Annotated in this window: 13 protein-coding genes; 7 read left to right on the forward strand and 6 right to left on the reverse strand. The window is 59.4% G+C overall.

The genetic code is table 11. From position 1 onward, the window contains the following. Positions 1-27: 27 nt before the first annotated feature. Together G5332_RS12145 and G5332_RS12150 are read left to right on the forward strand one after the other, a co-directional pair. A complete protein-coding gene (locus tag G5332_RS12145) occupies positions 28-885 on the forward strand; it encodes a helix-turn-helix transcriptional regulator (protein ID WP_270904672.1) in 858 nt (285 codons plus the stop codon). A 69-nt stretch (positions 886-954) separates the two neighbouring features. Next, entirely contained in the window at positions 955-2649 is a 1695-nt protein-coding gene (locus G5332_RS12150) for an NAD-dependent malic enzyme (protein WP_100654267.1), read from the forward strand. Between the two features lie 85 nt (positions 2650-2734). Here G5332_RS12150 and G5332_RS12155 read toward each other — a convergent pair whose 3' ends face one another. From G5332_RS12155 to G5332_RS12170, 4 genes are all read right to left on the reverse strand, one after another. Next, positions 2735-3772 carry an OmpA family protein gene (locus G5332_RS12155; protein ID WP_421206207.1) on the reverse strand — a complete coding sequence of 346 codons (1038 nt, stop codon included), beginning with the start codon at positions 3770-3772 and terminating at the stop codon, positions 2735-2737. A gap of 229 nt (positions 3773-4001) precedes the next feature. After that, positions 4002-5000 carry a porin OmpA gene (gene ompA, locus G5332_RS12160; protein ID WP_216951824.1) on the reverse strand — a complete coding sequence of 333 codons (999 nt, stop codon included), beginning with the start codon at positions 4998-5000 and terminating at the stop codon, positions 4002-4004. 310 nt (positions 5001-5310) lie between these two features. Continuing rightward, positions 5311-6330, reverse strand: a complete 1020-nt coding sequence (gene ompA / locus G5332_RS12165; protein WP_421206209.1) for a porin OmpA — start codon at positions 6328-6330, stop codon at positions 5311-5313. 308 nt (positions 6331-6638) lie between these two features. Then, entirely contained in the window at positions 6639-7235 is a 597-nt protein-coding gene (locus G5332_RS12170; protein ID WP_421206210.1) for a hypothetical protein, read from the reverse strand. Positions 7236-7493: 258 nt separating this feature from the next. Here G5332_RS12170 and G5332_RS12175 point away from each other — a divergent pair, with 258 nt between their 5' ends. After that, the gene (locus G5332_RS12175; RefSeq protein WP_005338367.1) at positions 7494-7760 is read left to right on the forward strand and encodes a helix-turn-helix domain-containing protein; all 267 of its coding nucleotides are present in this window, start codon (positions 7494-7496) and stop codon (positions 7758-7760) included. 198 nt (positions 7761-7958) lie between these two features. Further along, positions 7959-9299, forward strand: a complete 1341-nt coding sequence (locus G5332_RS12180; RefSeq protein ID WP_421249690.1) for an APC family permease — start codon at positions 7959-7961, stop codon at positions 9297-9299. A gap of 71 nt (positions 9300-9370) precedes the next feature. Here the strand turns inward: G5332_RS12180 and G5332_RS12185 are convergent, their stop codons facing one another. Both G5332_RS12185 and G5332_RS12190 read right to left on the reverse strand, forming a co-directional pair. After that, on the reverse strand, positions 9371-10246 hold the full coding sequence (locus G5332_RS12185; protein WP_100654262.1) for a patatin-like phospholipase family protein: 876 nt from the start codon (positions 10244-10246) through the stop codon (positions 9371-9373). Positions 10247-10292: 46 nt separating this feature from the next. Continuing rightward, entirely contained in the window at positions 10293-11831 is a 1539-nt protein-coding gene (locus tag G5332_RS12190) for a sensor domain-containing diguanylate cyclase (RefSeq protein ID WP_245097045.1), read from the reverse strand. A 199-nt stretch (positions 11832-12030) separates the two neighbouring features. Between G5332_RS12190 and G5332_RS12195 the strand changes: the two genes are divergently transcribed. From G5332_RS12195 to fliE, 3 genes are all read left to right on the forward strand, one after another. Further along, positions 12031-13080: an efflux RND transporter periplasmic adaptor subunit gene (locus G5332_RS12195; protein WP_421222773.1), complete on the forward strand. Its 1050-nt coding sequence runs from the start codon at positions 12031-12033 to the stop codon at positions 13078-13080. After that, positions 13080-16184 carry an efflux RND transporter permease subunit gene (locus G5332_RS12200; RefSeq protein WP_421172542.1) on the forward strand — a complete coding sequence of 1035 codons (3105 nt, stop codon included), beginning with the start codon at positions 13080-13082 and terminating at the stop codon, positions 16182-16184. Before G5332_RS12195 ends, G5332_RS12200 begins: the two co-directional genes overlap by 1 nt. A gap of 347 nt (positions 16185-16531) precedes the next feature. Further along, positions 16532-16849, forward strand: coding sequence for a flagellar hook-basal body complex protein FliE (gene fliE / locus G5332_RS12205; RefSeq protein ID WP_042011636.1), 318 nt, complete (start codon positions 16532-16534; stop codon positions 16847-16849). Positions 16850-16866: the final 17 nt, after the last annotated feature.

The following is a 16866-nucleotide window of genomic DNA, read 5'->3' on the forward strand; positions in this document are numbered from 1 at the left end:
TGTGTAAAACTATCCTGTTGAGGTGTTATGCCATTTGCCAGCGAGTGTCTGGAGATAGCGCCAGCCTGTGAAGAGCAGATGCTGGGACGTGAAGGGCTGCCCCTGCTCGGCGAGGCGGGGATCTTCCTGACCGGCCTATCCCGGGTGCGGGATCACTACCTCATTCGCCGCAATCGCCCCGAGTTTCACATTCTGATGGTGAGTCACGATGGGGGGGGCGCGCTGCTCACCGACGAGGGGGAGCAAGCCATTCCGGCCGGATCGCTGATTTTCCTGCCCGCCGCCGTGCCCGGTGGTCTCAAGCTGATTGGCGAAAGCTGGCAGATCAGCTGGATTTTGCTCGATGACGTGCCGCGCTGGCAGCATCTGCACTGCCTTGGCCACCGTATCTGGCAAGGGGATGGCGGCGATCAGCTCTACCATCTGCTCAGCCTGATGCAGGGGGAAGGGGTTCGATCTTCGCTGCAACCCCAACTGCTTAGCCTGTTGCTGGCGCTGCTGGAGCGTACCCTGCAAGGGGAGGTGCGCGGTACCCCTGAACTCAGATTGCAGGCGCTGTTTCGCCGGGTGGAGGCGCGCCTGGACGAGCCCTGGAGTGTCGCCCTGTTGGCCCGACAGATGGCCTGCTCCGTCCCCCATCTGCACCGGCTTTGTCAGCAAGTGTTCGGTATGGGGCCGATGGCGAGGGTGACCGAGCTCAGAATGAACAAGGCACGCCAGCTGCTGCTCTATACCAACTGGCCACTTGGCGAGCTGGCGGCCCGGGTCGGTTACAGCGATGGGGCCAACTTTGCCAACTGCTTTCGCCGTCTGACTGGTCAGACCCCCGGCGCCTTTCGTCGACTGGGTCGCAAACCTTTTGCAACGGATGTGCAAACTCTTTGAAATTAATGACACAAGCCCCTAGGATCGGCGGGTCCCTGCGTCTAGCTAACCGTTTAGGTACCAAGATCCATGTTTGAAGATAATAACCAGAAACGTCCTCTCTACATTCCCTACGCCGGTCCCGCCCTGCTGGAGACCCCTTTGCTCAACAAGGGCAGCGCCTTCACCAGCGAAGAGCGCAGCAACTTCAACCTCGAAGGTCTGTTGCCCCAGAATATCGAGACCATCGAAGAGCAGGCCGAGCGTGCCTATCGCCAGTTCATGGCGTTTGGCAACGACATGGACAAGCACATCTATCTGCGCAACATCCAGGATACCAACGAGACGCTGTTCTACCGTCTGCTGCACAACCACTTGACCGAGATGCTGCCCATCATCTACACCCCGACGGTGGGCAAGGCGTGCGAGGAGTTCTCCAACATCTATCGCCGCGCCCGTGGCCTGTTTATCTCCTATCCGGACAAGGACAGGATCGATGACATGCTGCAAAACGCCACCAAGCAGAACGTCAAGGTGATCGTAGTGACCGATGGCGAGCGGATCCTGGGTCTGGGTGATCAGGGGATCGGCGGCATGGGCATTCCCATCGGCAAGCTCTCCCTCTACACCGCCTGTGGTGGCATCTCGCCCGCCTACTGCCTGCCGGTGGTGTTGGATGTCGGCACCAACAACCAGCAACTGCTGAATGACCCCTTCTATATGGGGTGGCGCAATCCGCGTATCTCGGGGGATGAGTACGCCGAGTTTGTCGATGCCTTCATTCAGGCGGTCAAACGCCGCTGGCCCGACATCCTGCTGCAGTTCGAGGACTTCGCCCAGAACAACGCCATGCCGCTGCTTAACCGCTACAAGAACGAGCTCTGCTGCTTCAACGACGATATTCAGGGCACTGCAGCGGTGACCTTGGGCAGCCTGATCGCCGCCTGCAAGGCCTCCGGCGCCAAGCTCTCCGAGAAGCGGGTTGCCTTCCTCGGGGCGGGCAGCGCCGGTTGCGGTATCGCCGAGCAGATCGTGGCGCAGATGAAGGCCGAAGGGCTGACCGATGCGCAGGCCCGCAGCCGGGTCTTTATGGTGGACCGCTTTGGTCTTATCACCGACAAGATCCCCAACCAGCTCGACTTCCAGCGCCGTCTCTCCCAGCCGGTGGAGCGGATCAAAGACTGGCCAGTGGGGGACAATATCTCCCTGCTGGAGGTGATGGAGCACGGTCGCCCGGACATCCTGATCGGGGTATCCGGCCAGCCTGGGCTGTTTACCGAAGAGGTGGTCAAGACCATGCACAAGCACTGTGCCCGTCCCATCATCTTCCCGCTCTCCAACCCCACCTCCCGGGTCGAGGCGACGCCGGCAGACCTCATCCGCTGGACCGACGGTCAGGCGCTGGTGGCAACCGGCAGTCCGTTTGCACCGGTGGAGCACAAGGGCAAGCGCTACGTCATCGCCCAGTGCAACAACTCCTTCATCTTCCCGGGGATCGGCCTTGGCGTCATCGCCTCCGGCGCCACCCGGGTGACCGACGCCATGCTGATGTCGGCCAGCCGCGCGCTGGCGGAGTGTTCGCCGCTGGTGAAAGGGGAGGAGGGTTCTCTGCTGCCGGATCTGGCGGATATCCATCAGGTCTCCCGCTACATCGCCAAGATGGTGGCCAAGACCGCCATGCTGCAGGGCAAGGCGGTGCAGACCCCGGACGAGGTGATCGATCAGGCCATCGACGCCAACTTCTGGCATCCGGAGTATCGCCGCTACCGCCGCACCTCGTTCTGATTTCTGCGAGAAGATGCAAAGCAAAAGGGATGCCTCGGCATCCCTTTTTACTGCACGTCTGACATGGTTATCGCCTCAAGATCAACTACTCGCTGGCGCCCTGTACGCCGGTGACGCGCACCTCGACCCGGCGATCCGGCCCAAGGCAGTCTATGAGGGCGGCTCTGGCCTTGATGTCGTCACACTGGTTGCCGGTGACCGGATTGCTCTCGCCATTGCCCTGAATGCTTACCTTGTCGGCAGGCAGCCCTTTGTTGATCAGAAAGTCGGCAACGGTTTGGGCCCGAGCTTCTGACAACCTCTGATTGCTGGCATCCGAGCCGATACGGTCGGTATATCCCATCACCACCGCACTGCCATCCTTGGGTTGTACATCGACGATCTGCTGGTAGAGAGCGTCCAGCGCGCTCATCCCCTCCGGTTTTAGGTCCGCTTTGCCAAAGGCGAACAACACATCGGAACTGAGGTTGAAGGTCTGATCTACCACCTCCGGTTCGGCCGGTGGCGGGGGGACCACGACCGGTGCGGGCGTGGGAGCCGGCTCTGTCGGCTGGCTGCGATTGGGATGGATCACTACTTCCAGGGTTGCTGTGCTGATGTCGCTGACCCAACGCTGGGTGCCGCTGTTTGCCTTGTCATTGTCAGGATCATCGCCGACCCTGACCAGATAACGATACCTGGCCTGGAGATCGACCCAGTCATGGAGCCGGGCCGTCACTCCCAGACCTGCCAACGGTGCCAGGTTGTCGTCCCCGCCATTGATCGATTCAACGTGATAGATATAGCCACCACCCTCGGCAAACACCGAGAACATCTCGCTGAGCGGCAAACGACCAATCACAGACAGGGTAGCTCCCTTGCTGTTGAACTCATGACCGCTGATATCCCAGTCACCTGTGGAGAGGTAACCAATTTCGGCGCCCAGGTTCTCCGTGAAGTTGTAGCCGCCAAACAGGGAGAGCGCAGTCGCATCCTTGCTGACATCCTGGCTGAAATCATTCAGATCGTGGGCTATCGCCCAGCCACCGCCTATCCCGGCATACCAGTCATGGACCGGTACCGCTTGTGCGCCTGTGCTCGCCAATGCCAGTGCAATCCACACAGGTTTTAATCTTATGTTCATCGCGTATCCTCGTCGATGTGTGGTTTAGTGGGGCTGCTTGTTGGTCAAACCCCACACTTATGTATAGGTGACAGGTTGTATTTAACCACTCAAGAGGTGTGGATTGCGGCCATAAGTGAACCTATGTCACTGAAACCATGCGGGAAGAGGAAAGATAGCCTGAGGTGGGCGGCATGGAAGACAATAAAAAGGAGGCCATATGGCCTCCTGCTTATCCAGGTGATCAGGATTATTGTGTGACTTGTTGCACACCGGTGACGCGCACTTCAACGCGGCGATCCGGCGCCAGGCAGGAGATCAGCTGAGCCTTGCCCTTGACGCTGTTGCACTGGGTGCCTGTGACCGGATTGGCTTCACCGCGGCCTTCGATGGCAACTTTGCCAGCCGGCAGGCCCTTGCCAACCAGGAAGTCGGCTACGGTACGGGCGCGTGCTTCGGAGAGTTTCTGGTTGTAGGCGTCAGTGCCGATACGGTCGGTGTAACCGACGACCACGGCACTGCCATCTTTTGGCTGTACGTCGACGATCTGCTGATACAGGGTGTTGAGCGCTGCGACACCTTCTGGCTTGAGGGTGGATTTGCCAAAGGCAAACAGCACGTCAGAGCTCAGGGCGAAGTTCTTGTCAACCACCACAGGTTCTGGGGTTGGCTCGGGTGCTGGTGCCGGAGCGGGGGCCACGTAAGTGGTGCGGTTCGGGTGCATCACCAGCTCCAGGGTTGCGACGCTCATGTCGCTCTCCCAGGTCTTCTGCTCGTCACCCAGACTCCACATGTAGCGGTAGCGGGCTTGCACATCGATAAGGTCGGAGAGCTTGGCTGTCACCCCCAGACCGGCCAGCGGCGCAGTGCCGTTGTCGCTGTTGCCATTGCCGTTGACGTGGTTGAAGTAGGCACCACCTTCGGCAAACACCGAGAAGATGTCACCCAGTGGCAGGCGGGCGATACCGGAGAGGGTTGCACCCTGGGTTTTGAAATCGGCACCGTCAACGCCCGCTTTACCGGCGTAGAGGTAGCCCAGTTCAGCTGCGTAGTAGTCGTTGAAGTTGTAACCGCCGAACAGGCTCAGCGCAGTGGCGTCTTTGTCAGTGTCTTTGCCAAAATCATCCAGACCGTGGGCATATGCCCAGCCTGCACCAACACCGGTGTACCAGTCATCGGCAGCCTGAGCTGTGGTGCCTGCGGCGGCCAGCGCCAGTGCAATCAGGGTAGGAGCCATTTTGAGTTTCATCGGTTTATCCTCGTTGTGTTAGCCCATGTCGGGCAATGCACTTGTTTTTATTGCTGCGAAAAATCGCCAGCAAAGTGGATAGCGAAGGCTTTGGACTCTCATGATGCATTGGCGTCATGGACAACAGACCGGACAAGAAGCGCTTTTTAGTGCTTATCCAATACCTTACAGGCGCAACTACTTTATGCTTTCGGGGCGGGGCAGGCAAGGGTAGGGAGGCGGGAGTGAGGGATGATGCAAGCGAGAATGAGGCAAACAAAAAGGGATGCCGCAGCATCCCTTTCTTTTGCATTATCTGAACGAGGTCAGATTATTGCTGAACTTCTTGTACGCCAGATACGCGAACTTCTACGCGACGATCCGGAGCCAGGCAGGAGATCAGTTGAGCTTTAGCGGTGATACCGTTGCACTTGGTGCCGGTAACCGGGTTGGCTTCGCCACGACCTTCGATGGCAACCTTGCTGGCAGCCATACCTTTGCTCACCAGGAAGTTGGCAACGGTACGGGCACGGGCTTCAGACAGCTTCTGGTTGTACGCGTCGGAACCGATACGGTCGGTGTAACCAACAACAACAGCGTTGCCATCTTTCGGCTGGAACTCAACGATCTGCTGGTACAGCGCATTCAGGGCTGCAACGCCTTCCGGCTTCAGAGTCTCTTTGCCAAAGGCAAACAGCACGTCTGAGTTCAGTGCGAAGTTCTTCTCTACAACTTGCGGAGCAGGAGCCGGTGCTTCTTCAACAACCGGGGCAGCTACCGGAGCTACGTAGGAAGTGCGGAACGGGTGGTATACCGCTTCCAGAGTAGCGATGCTCTGGTTGGCCTTGTAACGCTCACCGTTGGCGTGCAGGTCAGCCACGTCCCACATGTAGCGGTAACGAGCTTGCAGATCCAGCGCGTCATTTACCTTGTAGGTCACACCGGCGCCAGCCAGCGGGGAAACTTTAGTGTCGCTGGTGCCCAGGCCGTCGGTGTGACCCCAGTAGGCGCCGCCTTCAGCGAACAGGGAGAAGTCGTTGCCAACCGGCATACGGGCGATACCGGACAGGGTGGCACCCTGGCTCTCGTAACGGTTGCCGTCGGTGTTGCCACGACCGGTGTACTGGTAGCCCAGTTCGGTACCGAAGTTTTCGGTGAAGTTGTAACCCATGAAGGCGTTGGCGGCAGCCGCGTCTTCCTGGCCTACATTGGTGCTTTCCAGCTTGTTCAGGCCGTTGAAGTGAGTAGCACCGACACCGGCACCGAAGTAGATGTCGTCAGCGGCGTGAGCAGCGGTAGCACCCAGAGCAGCCATGGCGATGGCGATCATGGAAGGAGCCATTTTCATCATAAAAAAATCCTCGTTGAGATCGCACGTTATTCACGTGCTTCACACTTTGTAATTTATGTAAGCTGCAGGCTCCGCCGTACGGCTGGCGTCGAGTCTGGCAGATGACCCGGTACAACCGGGTTGCACACTCTCCTGGTGTGTCGAGTGCGCTGGCATGGCACGCAATGCGTGAGAAACCACTGCCAGGCAACTGATGTCATTCCGATGACGAGGCGCACTCTATGCCGATTTTAAAACATGATCAAGCTCACAAATGAGCCTTGTGGCAAATTGTGTCGTGACCTTAAATGGCTGTTTATCCAGATTAATTAGTGATCCAGATAGGCCCTGTGCAGTTTTTTTTCCAGTTTCATATAGGCCTGAACCCAGTCGGAGTGCGGGTTGGCAGGGTTTGCTCTGGCAGTGAACACCTCGAGGTAGTCTGCTTCCGTTGCACTTTTCAGCAGGGGAGTAAACGCCATCAGGTAGTGGCGGGCCAGATAGGGATCCAGGGGCCAGATGTTGAGGATGGCTCGTGCCACAGGCTGAACCGCGGCTGAACAGATGAAATGGCGGTGTCCCGCCTCCAGCCAGTCGGCCATCTCGCACATGCCCGATTCAGCTACCAGACCACCATCACCCGGGGCGCTTGCCAGCGCAATAGACTGGCCATTTACCGTGGTGAGCTCTTCATTGTTATGCAGGGCACCATCGTGGCTGCGCAAGGGTAGGTTATGCGATTCCTGTTCAAGAAACAGGCTGCAGCTCTCCGGCAGGGCGGCCAACAGCTCGCTGGCCTGGCTGGACATCAAGGCCGGAAGCCAGAATGCTTCGGCACGATATTGTGCACCTTGACTGAGCTGTTGTTGCAATTGGGCCGGGTCAGAAACCGGGTGCAGGCGAGAGATAATGCCGGGAAACGCCATACTTATTCCTCTTAATGGGTAGCTGGCGGATTATACGAGTTATTCTGGTGGCAACAATAAAGGTTTCTTTTCGAGACTGTTTACCTGAGACAGCTGAGCGATTACCATCCCCCGTTGAAGATAAGGGTTGTCGCCGAAAGGCGCTCATAAAGATAGAGGCTCGACCATAACGAGTCCGTACAAAACTGATACACTTGACTACGAGTCGTCGCGAAAAATAAAGACGGATTTAATCCGTCAAACGGAGTATGGAACATTATGAATTCAAATATCGTCACTGTTGGCAAGAAGATCCGTCAGATCCGTGAAGCGGTCGGTTTGAGCCGTCCGAAGTTTGCTGATTTGCTCGGTGTTCCCCCCACAACCCTGAAAAACTACGAGCTGGGTTACCGTGAAGTTGGGGGCGCCTTCCTGGTTGCCCTGGCGCACCACCCGGATCTGCACAAGTTCACCCTCTGGCTGCTGGCAGACAAGAAAGTCGCCGAAATCGGCCAGATTGGCCCGGATGACCTCGCCAAGGCGTGATCATCGATGTGAATAGAAATGCCGCCTTCGGGCGGTATTTTTTTGGGTCGCCGATCGATATTTTGATCTAACACGCTTTGAATTATCCATGCAGGCCAACGAGAATAAGCGGCCCCGAAAAGTGGGCCCCTGGTGGTATCTGGCCACCTGAACACTATTACATTCAGGATGATATGAGCAATCGTATGGAGTATGGGTATGAGCAGTAATGAGTTGGATAAACGCTATGGCCTGATGACTGCCATTGCGATGGTGGTCGGCGTGGTGATCGGCTCCGGTGTCTTCTTCAAGGCCGATGATGTACTGCGTCTGACTGGCGGTAATCTGGCCATTGCGCTGCTGGCATGGGCGCTGGGGGCATTTTCGATGATCTTCGGCGCGCTGGTGTTTGCCGAGTTTGCCCAGCGGATCGAAAAGTCCAACGGTATCGTCGATTATGCCGAAGCGGCATACGGCAAAATGTTTGGTTATCTGGTGGGGTGGTTCAAAGGCGTACTCTATTACGCCCCTCTTTCCGCCATCCTTGCCTGGGTCGCCGCTCTGTACACCATGATCTTGCTTGGTAGTGATAATCCGACCAACTCTGGTGCGACCTGGATACTGGCGGCTGTCTATATGACGGTCACCTATCTGATCAACTTCTACACCCCGGTCCTGGCGGGGAAGCTGCAAGTGGGCTCTACCCTGATCAAGTTGATCCCGCTGATCCTGGTTGCCATTGTGGGCACCATTTCAGGCTTGCTCAATGGTGTCACCGTGACCAACTTTGTGCAGGCAATGGATGGGATAGGAAGCACCGGAGGCACGCTGGCCACGGCCGTGGTTGCCACCGCCTTCGCTTATGAGGGGTGGATCGCCGCCGTGACCATCAACAGCGAAATTCGCGATTCCAAGAAGAATCTGCCCAGAGCACTGGTGATTGGCACCCTGATAGTCTTTGTGGTCTATGTCACCTATTTTCTGGGGATCGCCAGCGTCTTGCCGACGGACGAGATAGTGGCGCAAGGGGATAACGCGGTTAATCTCGCGACAACCAGCCTGTTTGGCGGGACTGCCTCGACCATTTTGACCGTGTTCGTGATTATCTCCTGCCTCGGCACCCTCAATGGTTTGGTATTGGCGACCATGCGTATCCCCTTCTCGCTGGCGATCCGCAATCAGGGGCCAGCCCCCAAGTGGATGAGCCGTATCGAACCGCATCACCACATGCCAATCAACTCGGCCCTCGCGGCAGCGCTGTTGTCGGTGATCTACTCAGTGCTGTGGTACTGCAGCATCAACGAGACATTCGGTCGTTACATCGCCCTGGACGAGATGCCGATCGTGCTGATTTATGGCCTCTATCTGTTCCTCTATGTCTGGTACATGCGCACCTTTACCGAGTTGGGCTGGATAAAGCGGTTTGTGATCCCGACCTGCGCCACCCTGGGCGCGCTCATCATTCTGTATGGCGGTATCACCAATCCCAGTCTGGGACTCTATCTGCTGGTCTCTGTGGGGGTGATTCTGCTCGGGTTGCTCTTCTACCGTAAGGAGTAACCGGGTAAGTAAGTTGAAAAAAAAGCGCCGAATGGCGCTTTTTCCATGTGTAAACCGCTGCATGTCGACAACTAACTGCCCAGCAACCCGAGGCGGCCTAGTTCATCCTTGAGCTGATCGAGATTGCGCTCGACACAGGCTTCCCCCTCGTTGATAGCATCGCTGGCGCGATGAAAATCCATGATGGAGAAGCTGCCAAGGCGCGGGCAGAGCTGGATCTCCGGCGGGTCACCGGCCATCCGGGCGCGGGTGATCCGCTCCTGCATGATGTTGATGGAGCCACTCATCACGCTCCACAGACCGGGGGTGGCTGGCGCGGATTCACCGCGATTGAGCCACTGGCTGAGCAGACCGCCGCTGCCGGGTTGATCCGGCTCGTCGGTCCAGGGTTGGTGCATATCGGTGTTGAGGTTGACCGCAATCACCACCTCGGCCCCCATGGCGCGGGCCAGCGAGATGGGCACCGGATTGACCACGGCGCCATCGACCAGCCAGCGGTCGTTGATCCGGGTCGGGGTTAGGATCCCCGGCATACCACAGGAGGCGCGCACCGACTGGCGCAGCGGGCCCTGTTGCAGCCAGATCTCGCGGCCGGTATCGAGCTCGGTGGCGATGCAGGCGAAGGGGATGGGCAGGCTCTCGAGATCGGGATCCCCCAGATGGCTGGCGGCAAGACCAAACACCTTTTCGCCGCGAAACAGACCGCCGGAGAGGGCCGGGTCGAGCAGGCTGACCACCTGCAGGCGGGTAAAGCCGCGCACCCAGGTTTCCAGCCGATCCAGTTCTCCGGCGGCATAGGCGGCACCGACAAAGCTGCCGATGGAGCAGCCAGCGATCAAATCCGGTTTGATGCCGAGACGTTCAAGGGCGCGGATGACGCCGATATGGGCCCATCCTCTGGCGGCGCCGCTCCCGAGAGCGAGCCCAACGCGGGGTTTACGTGGCACGACAGTCCTCCAAAAAAGGGGTTGAGGGCTCAGCTTACTCCGAGAGTCAGGAGGCGTCATCCTGCCATCTTTCGCTGCGGTTGCGACCGTTGGCCTTGGCCTGATAGAGCGCCACATCGGCGCGGCGTACCGCTTCGTGCAGGGGAAGGTTCTCCTGGTGGGGGAGATAGCCGAGGCTGATGGTGACCTCTAGCTCGGGTTCGATGGCGGCCCAGTCGTGATCTGCCACCGCCTTTCTCAGTCGCTCCGCCAGCTCGCCGAGCTGTGTTGCATCACTGCGGCCAATCAGCAGCAGAAACTCCTCGCCCCCCCAGCGGATCAGGCGGTCTGTGGGCCCAAGCTGCTGCTGGCAGATCTGCACCAGCCGGATTAGCACCATATCCCCCACGGCATGGCCAAAGTTGTCATTGACTCGTTTGAAGTGGTCTGCATCGAACATCAGGATCCCCGCTTGCAGCCGGGCCAGCTCTCCCGCCTGCTCCAGTAGCACCACATAGTGGCGGTTGAAAGCGCCGGTAAGGGCATCGTGGCAGGAGAGGTAGTTGAGCCGCTCGTTGAGGCGATGGGATCTCAGGTTGGAGAGGACGGCCAGCAGCATAAAGAGGATGGCGAGCAGGGTCGGCGCGGACTGGCAGAGCATGGCCCACACCAGCGGTAGCAGGGTCACGCTGTGCACCAGCCGCAACGGGGTATCAGGTATCGCCATGGTCAGCTGCAATGTGCCTTGCCGCCATTGATATTCGCCGGTCGGTTCGGTGTTTTGCGGCGCCACGGGTTGGCGCGCGCTGCTGGCCAGCACCTGGTGGTACTGATTGAGCAGCAGATATTCCCCCAGCGCCGGGGTCATCTGATCGAGCTGCTGCTGCAGGCGGGCGAGCAGCACATCCATGTTGATCATTCCCACCAGAGTTCCCTCTTTGTAGAGGGGCTGGGACATGGTGACCATGGGGCCGCGCCCGATAAAGTCCTCATAGGGGCGCGAGAGAACGGTCTTCTTGTCCGGATTGGTGCTGTGCAGCGCATCTTGCCAGAAGCTCTTCTGGTAGATGGTGGGATAAAAGCGAAACCGGCTGGAGGGTTGCCAAGGGTAGAGATAGATAAAGTTGTCCACACCGGTGAAGTAGACCCAGGCGATCTCGTTGCCAAGGCGCTGGCTGGCGGTGGCAAGCAAGGGGGAGAGGCTCAGGGCCAGATGAATGCGTGCCTCACGCTCGCTGCCGGGGGGCGGCAGCGGGCCATCACCGGTGAGGTTGCCTGCCAGTCCGGCAGGCAAATCACCGGGGAGCTTGTCGAGAGCCAGCCCCTCTGGCAGCGCCTCGATATGGCGATAGAGCTGGCGGGTGAGCACCGACTGGGGGTCGCTGCGCAGTCGCTCCTCAGCCTGCCCGCGCATCGCCTCCAGAAATACTTCGGTCCGTTTGAACCGATCCCGCAGGTAGATGGCACTGTTGAGGGTATCGCTTTGATAGAGGCGTTCAATCTGTTTCAGGCTTTGCCACAAAGTCAAACCAATCAGCAGGATGACCACGGCGAACAGGAGCCAGGTCAGGCGTGTGAGAAAACGGTGGCCAGACATGTTGGGCATAGGCAGTCAGTCGGGTTGCGAAGGAAATTGTCGTTAGTGTATGCGATGTGGTGTGAAAACAAACTGAACTACCTGAAACCGGGTGAGTTCACCATGCACCTGTTACGTTTTGTCACATTTATACATAGTCACGGCATAGTCTGGGGCTAAAATGGCCCCCACTCAGATTTCCCCTTCTTAACACTTCATGGATTGTTTGATGAAAATGCGTATCTGGATTGGCCTCGGCCTGCTCTCTCTGGTAGCGGCCATCTGGTGGGCGGTTGGCCACTTGCAACCAGCAGCCAAAGCCCCTTCCCGCGAGATAAATATTCGTACCCAGACCGTCGAGCAGAGTCTGGCCGAGCCGACTCTCAAGCTGGTAGGTAAACTGGCGGCCAACCACTCGGTGGTGATCACTCCCGAGGTGACCGGGCGCCTGGTCAAGATTGCGGTGCAGTCGGGTCAGCAGGTCAACAAGGGCGATACGCTGGTCGCGCTGGATGCGGGCAAGCAACAGGCGGAGCTGGCCGAGCAGAGTGCCAGTCTGCGCGACGAGAATCGCAAGCTGACCGAAATGCGCAAGCTGGTCGCCCGTGGAGCCGTCACCCAGTCGGTGCTGGAGGGGCAGGAGGCCACCGTTGATCAGGTGCAGGCGCGGGTCGATGCCGCCCGTTACGAACTCTCCCTGCGCACTCTCACCGCTCCCTTTGCCGGTACCGTGAGCCTGATTGATTTGAGCGAAGGGGCCCTGGTCAATAGCGGCGATACCCTGCTGCACCTCGACGATATCGACACCCTGCGCCTCGATCTGGCAGTGCCGGAGCGCTACCTTTCCCTGCTGCGCCCCGGCATGGCGGTGACAGCGACCAGCGCAGCCTGGCCGGATCAGCGCTTTAACGGCACCCTCACCACCCTCGATAGCCGTATCTCCAACGAGACCCAGAACATCAAGGCGAGGGTCGAGTTACCCAATAATAACGGCCAGTTGCGCCCGGGCATGCTGCTCAACGTGGAGCTCTTGCTCCCCTCCCGCCAGCTCACTCTGATCCCTGCCCAGTCGGTGGAGTACGCCGGCGAGCAGCGTTTCGTCTATCGCCTTGAGGCCGATGGCCGGGTCAAGCGGGTGCCAGTGGTGCTCGGCGAGACCGAGGGTGAGACTGTCTGGGTTACCGAGGGGCTGAAAGTCGGCGATCGCATCGTGGTCGAGGGGCTGGTCAACTTGCGTGATGGTGCCAAGGTGCACGATCTGGCGGAGGTAAATGGCTGATGTGGCTCTCCGATATCTCAGTACGCCGACCGCTGGTGGCGGTGGTGCTCAGCGCCCTGCTCAGCGTGTTCGGTCTGGTCGCTTTTAGCAAATTGACGGTGCGGGAGATGCCGGACGTGCAGATCCCGTCGGTCTCCATCACCACCACCTATGAGGGAGCGGCTCCCGCAGTGATGGAGAGTCAGGTCACCAAGCCCATCGAGGATCAGCTCTCCGGCATCAGCGGTATCAAGAATATCAACTCGGTGACCCGCAAGGGGCGCTCGATGATCACGGTGGAGTTCAAGCTTGGCTGGAACATGGTGGAGGGGGTCTCCGATGTGCGTGACGCCCTGACCCGTGCCAAGAGCAAGCTGCCGGAGGATGCCGACGACCCGCTGGTGACCAAGGATAGCGGCAGCGGTGATGTGGCGGTCTGGCTCAACTTCAGCAGCAGCCAGATGGACCGCACCGCCATGACCGACTACGCCAACCGGGTGCTGGTCGACCCCTTGAGTCTGGTGGACGGGGTGAGCGAAGTAGCGCTATCCGGCGATCTCACCCAGGTGATGTATGTGCGGCTGCGCCCGGCCGACATGGCTGCGCGCGGCGTCACGGTGGCGGATGTGCAGGATGCCCTCAAGCGCGAGAACATCGAGCTGCCGGGCGGCGAGATCCGCAACAACTCCATGACCATGTCGGTGCAGATTGCCCGGCTCTACCACACGGCTGAAGATTTCCAGCAGTTGCAGGTGCGTACCGCCGCCAACGGTCAGAGTGTCTATCTGGCCGACATTGCCGATGTGGAGGTGGGAGCCAAGAACGAAGACAGTGCCTACCAGCGCAATGGCCGCGAGAGTCTGGGTATCGGCATCGTCGCCCAGTCCACCGCCAACCCGCTGGCGGTGGCACAGGGGGTTGAGAAGAAGCTGGTGGAGATGCAGCGCTTTCTGCCGGAGGGGGCCAAGCTGGAGGTTGACTACGACTCCACCATCTTTATCAAGCAGGCCATCGACGAGGTATATGAAACATTGGCCATCTGCGCCGTGCTGGTGGTGGCGGTGCTCTATCTGTTCCTCGGGCAGGGGCGCACCACCCTCATTCCTGCCATCACGGTACCAGTGTCGCTCATCTCCGCCTTTATCGGCGCCTGGTATCTCGGTTTTTCCATCAACCTCATCACCTTGCTGGCGCTGATCCTCGCCATCGGTCTGGTGGTGGATGATGCCATCGTGGTGGTGGAGAACATTCACCACCATCTGCAGCGGGGTGAGTCACCCCTGCTGGCGGCCTGGCACGGCACCCGCGAGGTGGGCTTTGCGGTCATCGCCACCACGGCGGTGCTGGTAATGGTCTTTATCCCCATTGCTTTTATGGATGGCATGGTGGGCAGGCTCTTTACCGAGTTTGCGATGTTGCTTTCGTTGGCGGTGCTCTGCTCCTCGCTGGTGGCGCTGACCCTCACGCCAGCCATGGGCTCCTGGCTGATGCGCCCGCTCGACAAGCCGAACCGGCTGACGGCGGCCCTCGATCGCGCTTTGGGCCGGATGGAGGGGCACTATCGTCATCTGCTGCAGGGGCTGCTGCGTCGCTCGCGCTGGATGCCGCTGGCGCTGCTGCTCTGTCTGGCCGGTATCGGTGCCCTCTTTACCCAGCTGCCTAGCAGTCTCACCCCGACCGAGGATCGCGGTGTGGTCTTCGTCTTCGTCAAGGGGGCGGAGGGGACCAGCATCGAGCGGATGAAGCGCAACATGCAGCAGGTGGAATCGACCATCATGCCGATGCTGGGCCAGGGGGTGGTCAAGGCGATGAGCTTCAGTACCCCCGCCTTTGGCCGTGGCGGCGATCAGACCGGCATGGTGATCATCCAGCTCACCGACTGGGCCGAGCGTGATGTGACCGCCACCGAGTTTTCCCGCTCGCTCGGGGCCAAGCTGTCGGTTATTCCCGATGTGATGATCCGCACCTTCCAGCCAGGCTTCCGTGGCGGCTCTACCGCTGCGGTGCAGTTCGTGCTGCAGGGCAACGACTATGCCGAGCTCTACCAGCAGGGGCTAGAGCTGCAAAAAGCAGCGCAGGCCAGTGGCCTGATGATAAGCCCGGATCTCGACTACGCCGAGAAGACTCCTGAGCTGCAGGTGACCGTCTCGCGCGACAGCGCCAGCCAGCTCGGCATACCGGTCTCCACCGTTGCCAGCACCCTGCAGGCGATGTTGGGCGGGGTGAGCAAGACCACCTATGTGGACAGGGGCGAGGAGTATGACGTCTATCTGCGCGCCAACCAGAAGGAGTTCAACGGCATCTCGGATCTCGGCCGCATCTACCTGAAAGCGGCCAATGGCGAGATGGTGAGCCTCTCGACCCTGGCGACCGTCAAGCAGGTGGCGACCGCCAATCGCCTCAACCACTATCAGCGCCAGAAGGCGGTGACCCTGACCGCCGATGTGGCACCGGATCACACTCTGGGCGAGGCGCTCGACTTCCTCGATGGCTGGGCCAACGAGCATCTGCCGAGCGGTATGACGGTGGATTACGCCGGTGACTCCAAGGATTACCGCGACAATCAGGGGGAGATGGCGATGGTCTTCGGCCTCGCCCTGCTGGTGGTCTATCTGGTGCTGGTGGCCCAGTTCGAGAGCACCCTCACCCCGACTGTGGTGATGATGACGGTGCCGCTCGGCATCTTCGGCGGTCTACTTGGCCTCTGGTTGACGGGGCAGGAGATGAGCATCTACAGCCAGATCGGGATGATCATGCTGATCGGCATGGTGACCAAGAACGGTATTCTCATCGTCGAGTTCATCAACCAGTTGCGTCAGCGCGGTGAAGGATTCGAAGAGGCGATCATCGCGGGTTCGGTGCGCCGTCTGCGGCCGATCTTGATGACCTCGCTCACCGCCATCATCGGCGCTGTGCCGCTGATGCTCTCCATGGGGGCTGGCTACGAGAGCCGGATGGCGGTGGGGACCGTGGTCTTCTTCGGTCTCTCCCTGGCGACTCTGGTTACCCTGCTGGTGGTGCCCGCCACCTACCACCTGATCGCCCGTCACGCCAGCATGACCGGGCAGCGGGATCAGCAGGTAGATGAGGCGCTGGCCGCCAGGGGGGACACTTCTGAGCCATAACGGCAGTGTCCGATGCCAGCTTTGACTGGGGCCGCGGAGCGTATCAGTCCGCACCCGCAAGCGTGCAGAGCCCGATAGCCGGCTCTGCACGCGCCATCCCCCCGGACTGATAGCCCGTCGAGTGGTTAATCTTCACAACAAACCACTGGTCAAGTGGCTCGACAAACATCACGGTTCTACGGTGTGGCCGGTTACGGAGCCGTGCCGTGCGTGAAGCGGCCTATTCCCCGATCCCCCTCATCATCTCTTTTTCCCCTCCATTTCTGCGGCTTGAGAACGTTTTTACCTAATTGGCACTTTTATTGCTTTTGGTCCGTCAGCGTCAATGATTTGTCTGGGGACAGAAAATGGAAATTAGTGCAAGCAGCCTGATGCAAGAGATGCAGGCTCTCAAGGTAGAGGCCGGTGCAACCCCGCTGTCACAGCCTGGCCGTCAGGTGACCTCCGATTTTGGCCTGCTGTTGCAGCAGGCGCTCGGTAACGTCAACGAGTTGCAGGGCGCAGCCAATGATCTGCGCACCCGTTTCGATATGGGCGACAAGTCGGTGGATCTGGCCGAGGTGATGATCGCGGGCCAAAAATCCTCCATCGCCTTTGAGGCGACGGTGCAAGTGCGCAACAAGATGGTTGATGCCTACAAAACCATCATGAATATGCCGGTCTGAGCGATGACCGTGCATCA

This window comes from Aeromonas sp. 603757 (genome assembly GCF_049171255.1).
Taxonomy (GTDB): Bacteria; Pseudomonadota; Gammaproteobacteria; order Enterobacterales; family Aeromonadaceae; genus Aeromonas; species Aeromonas veronii_A.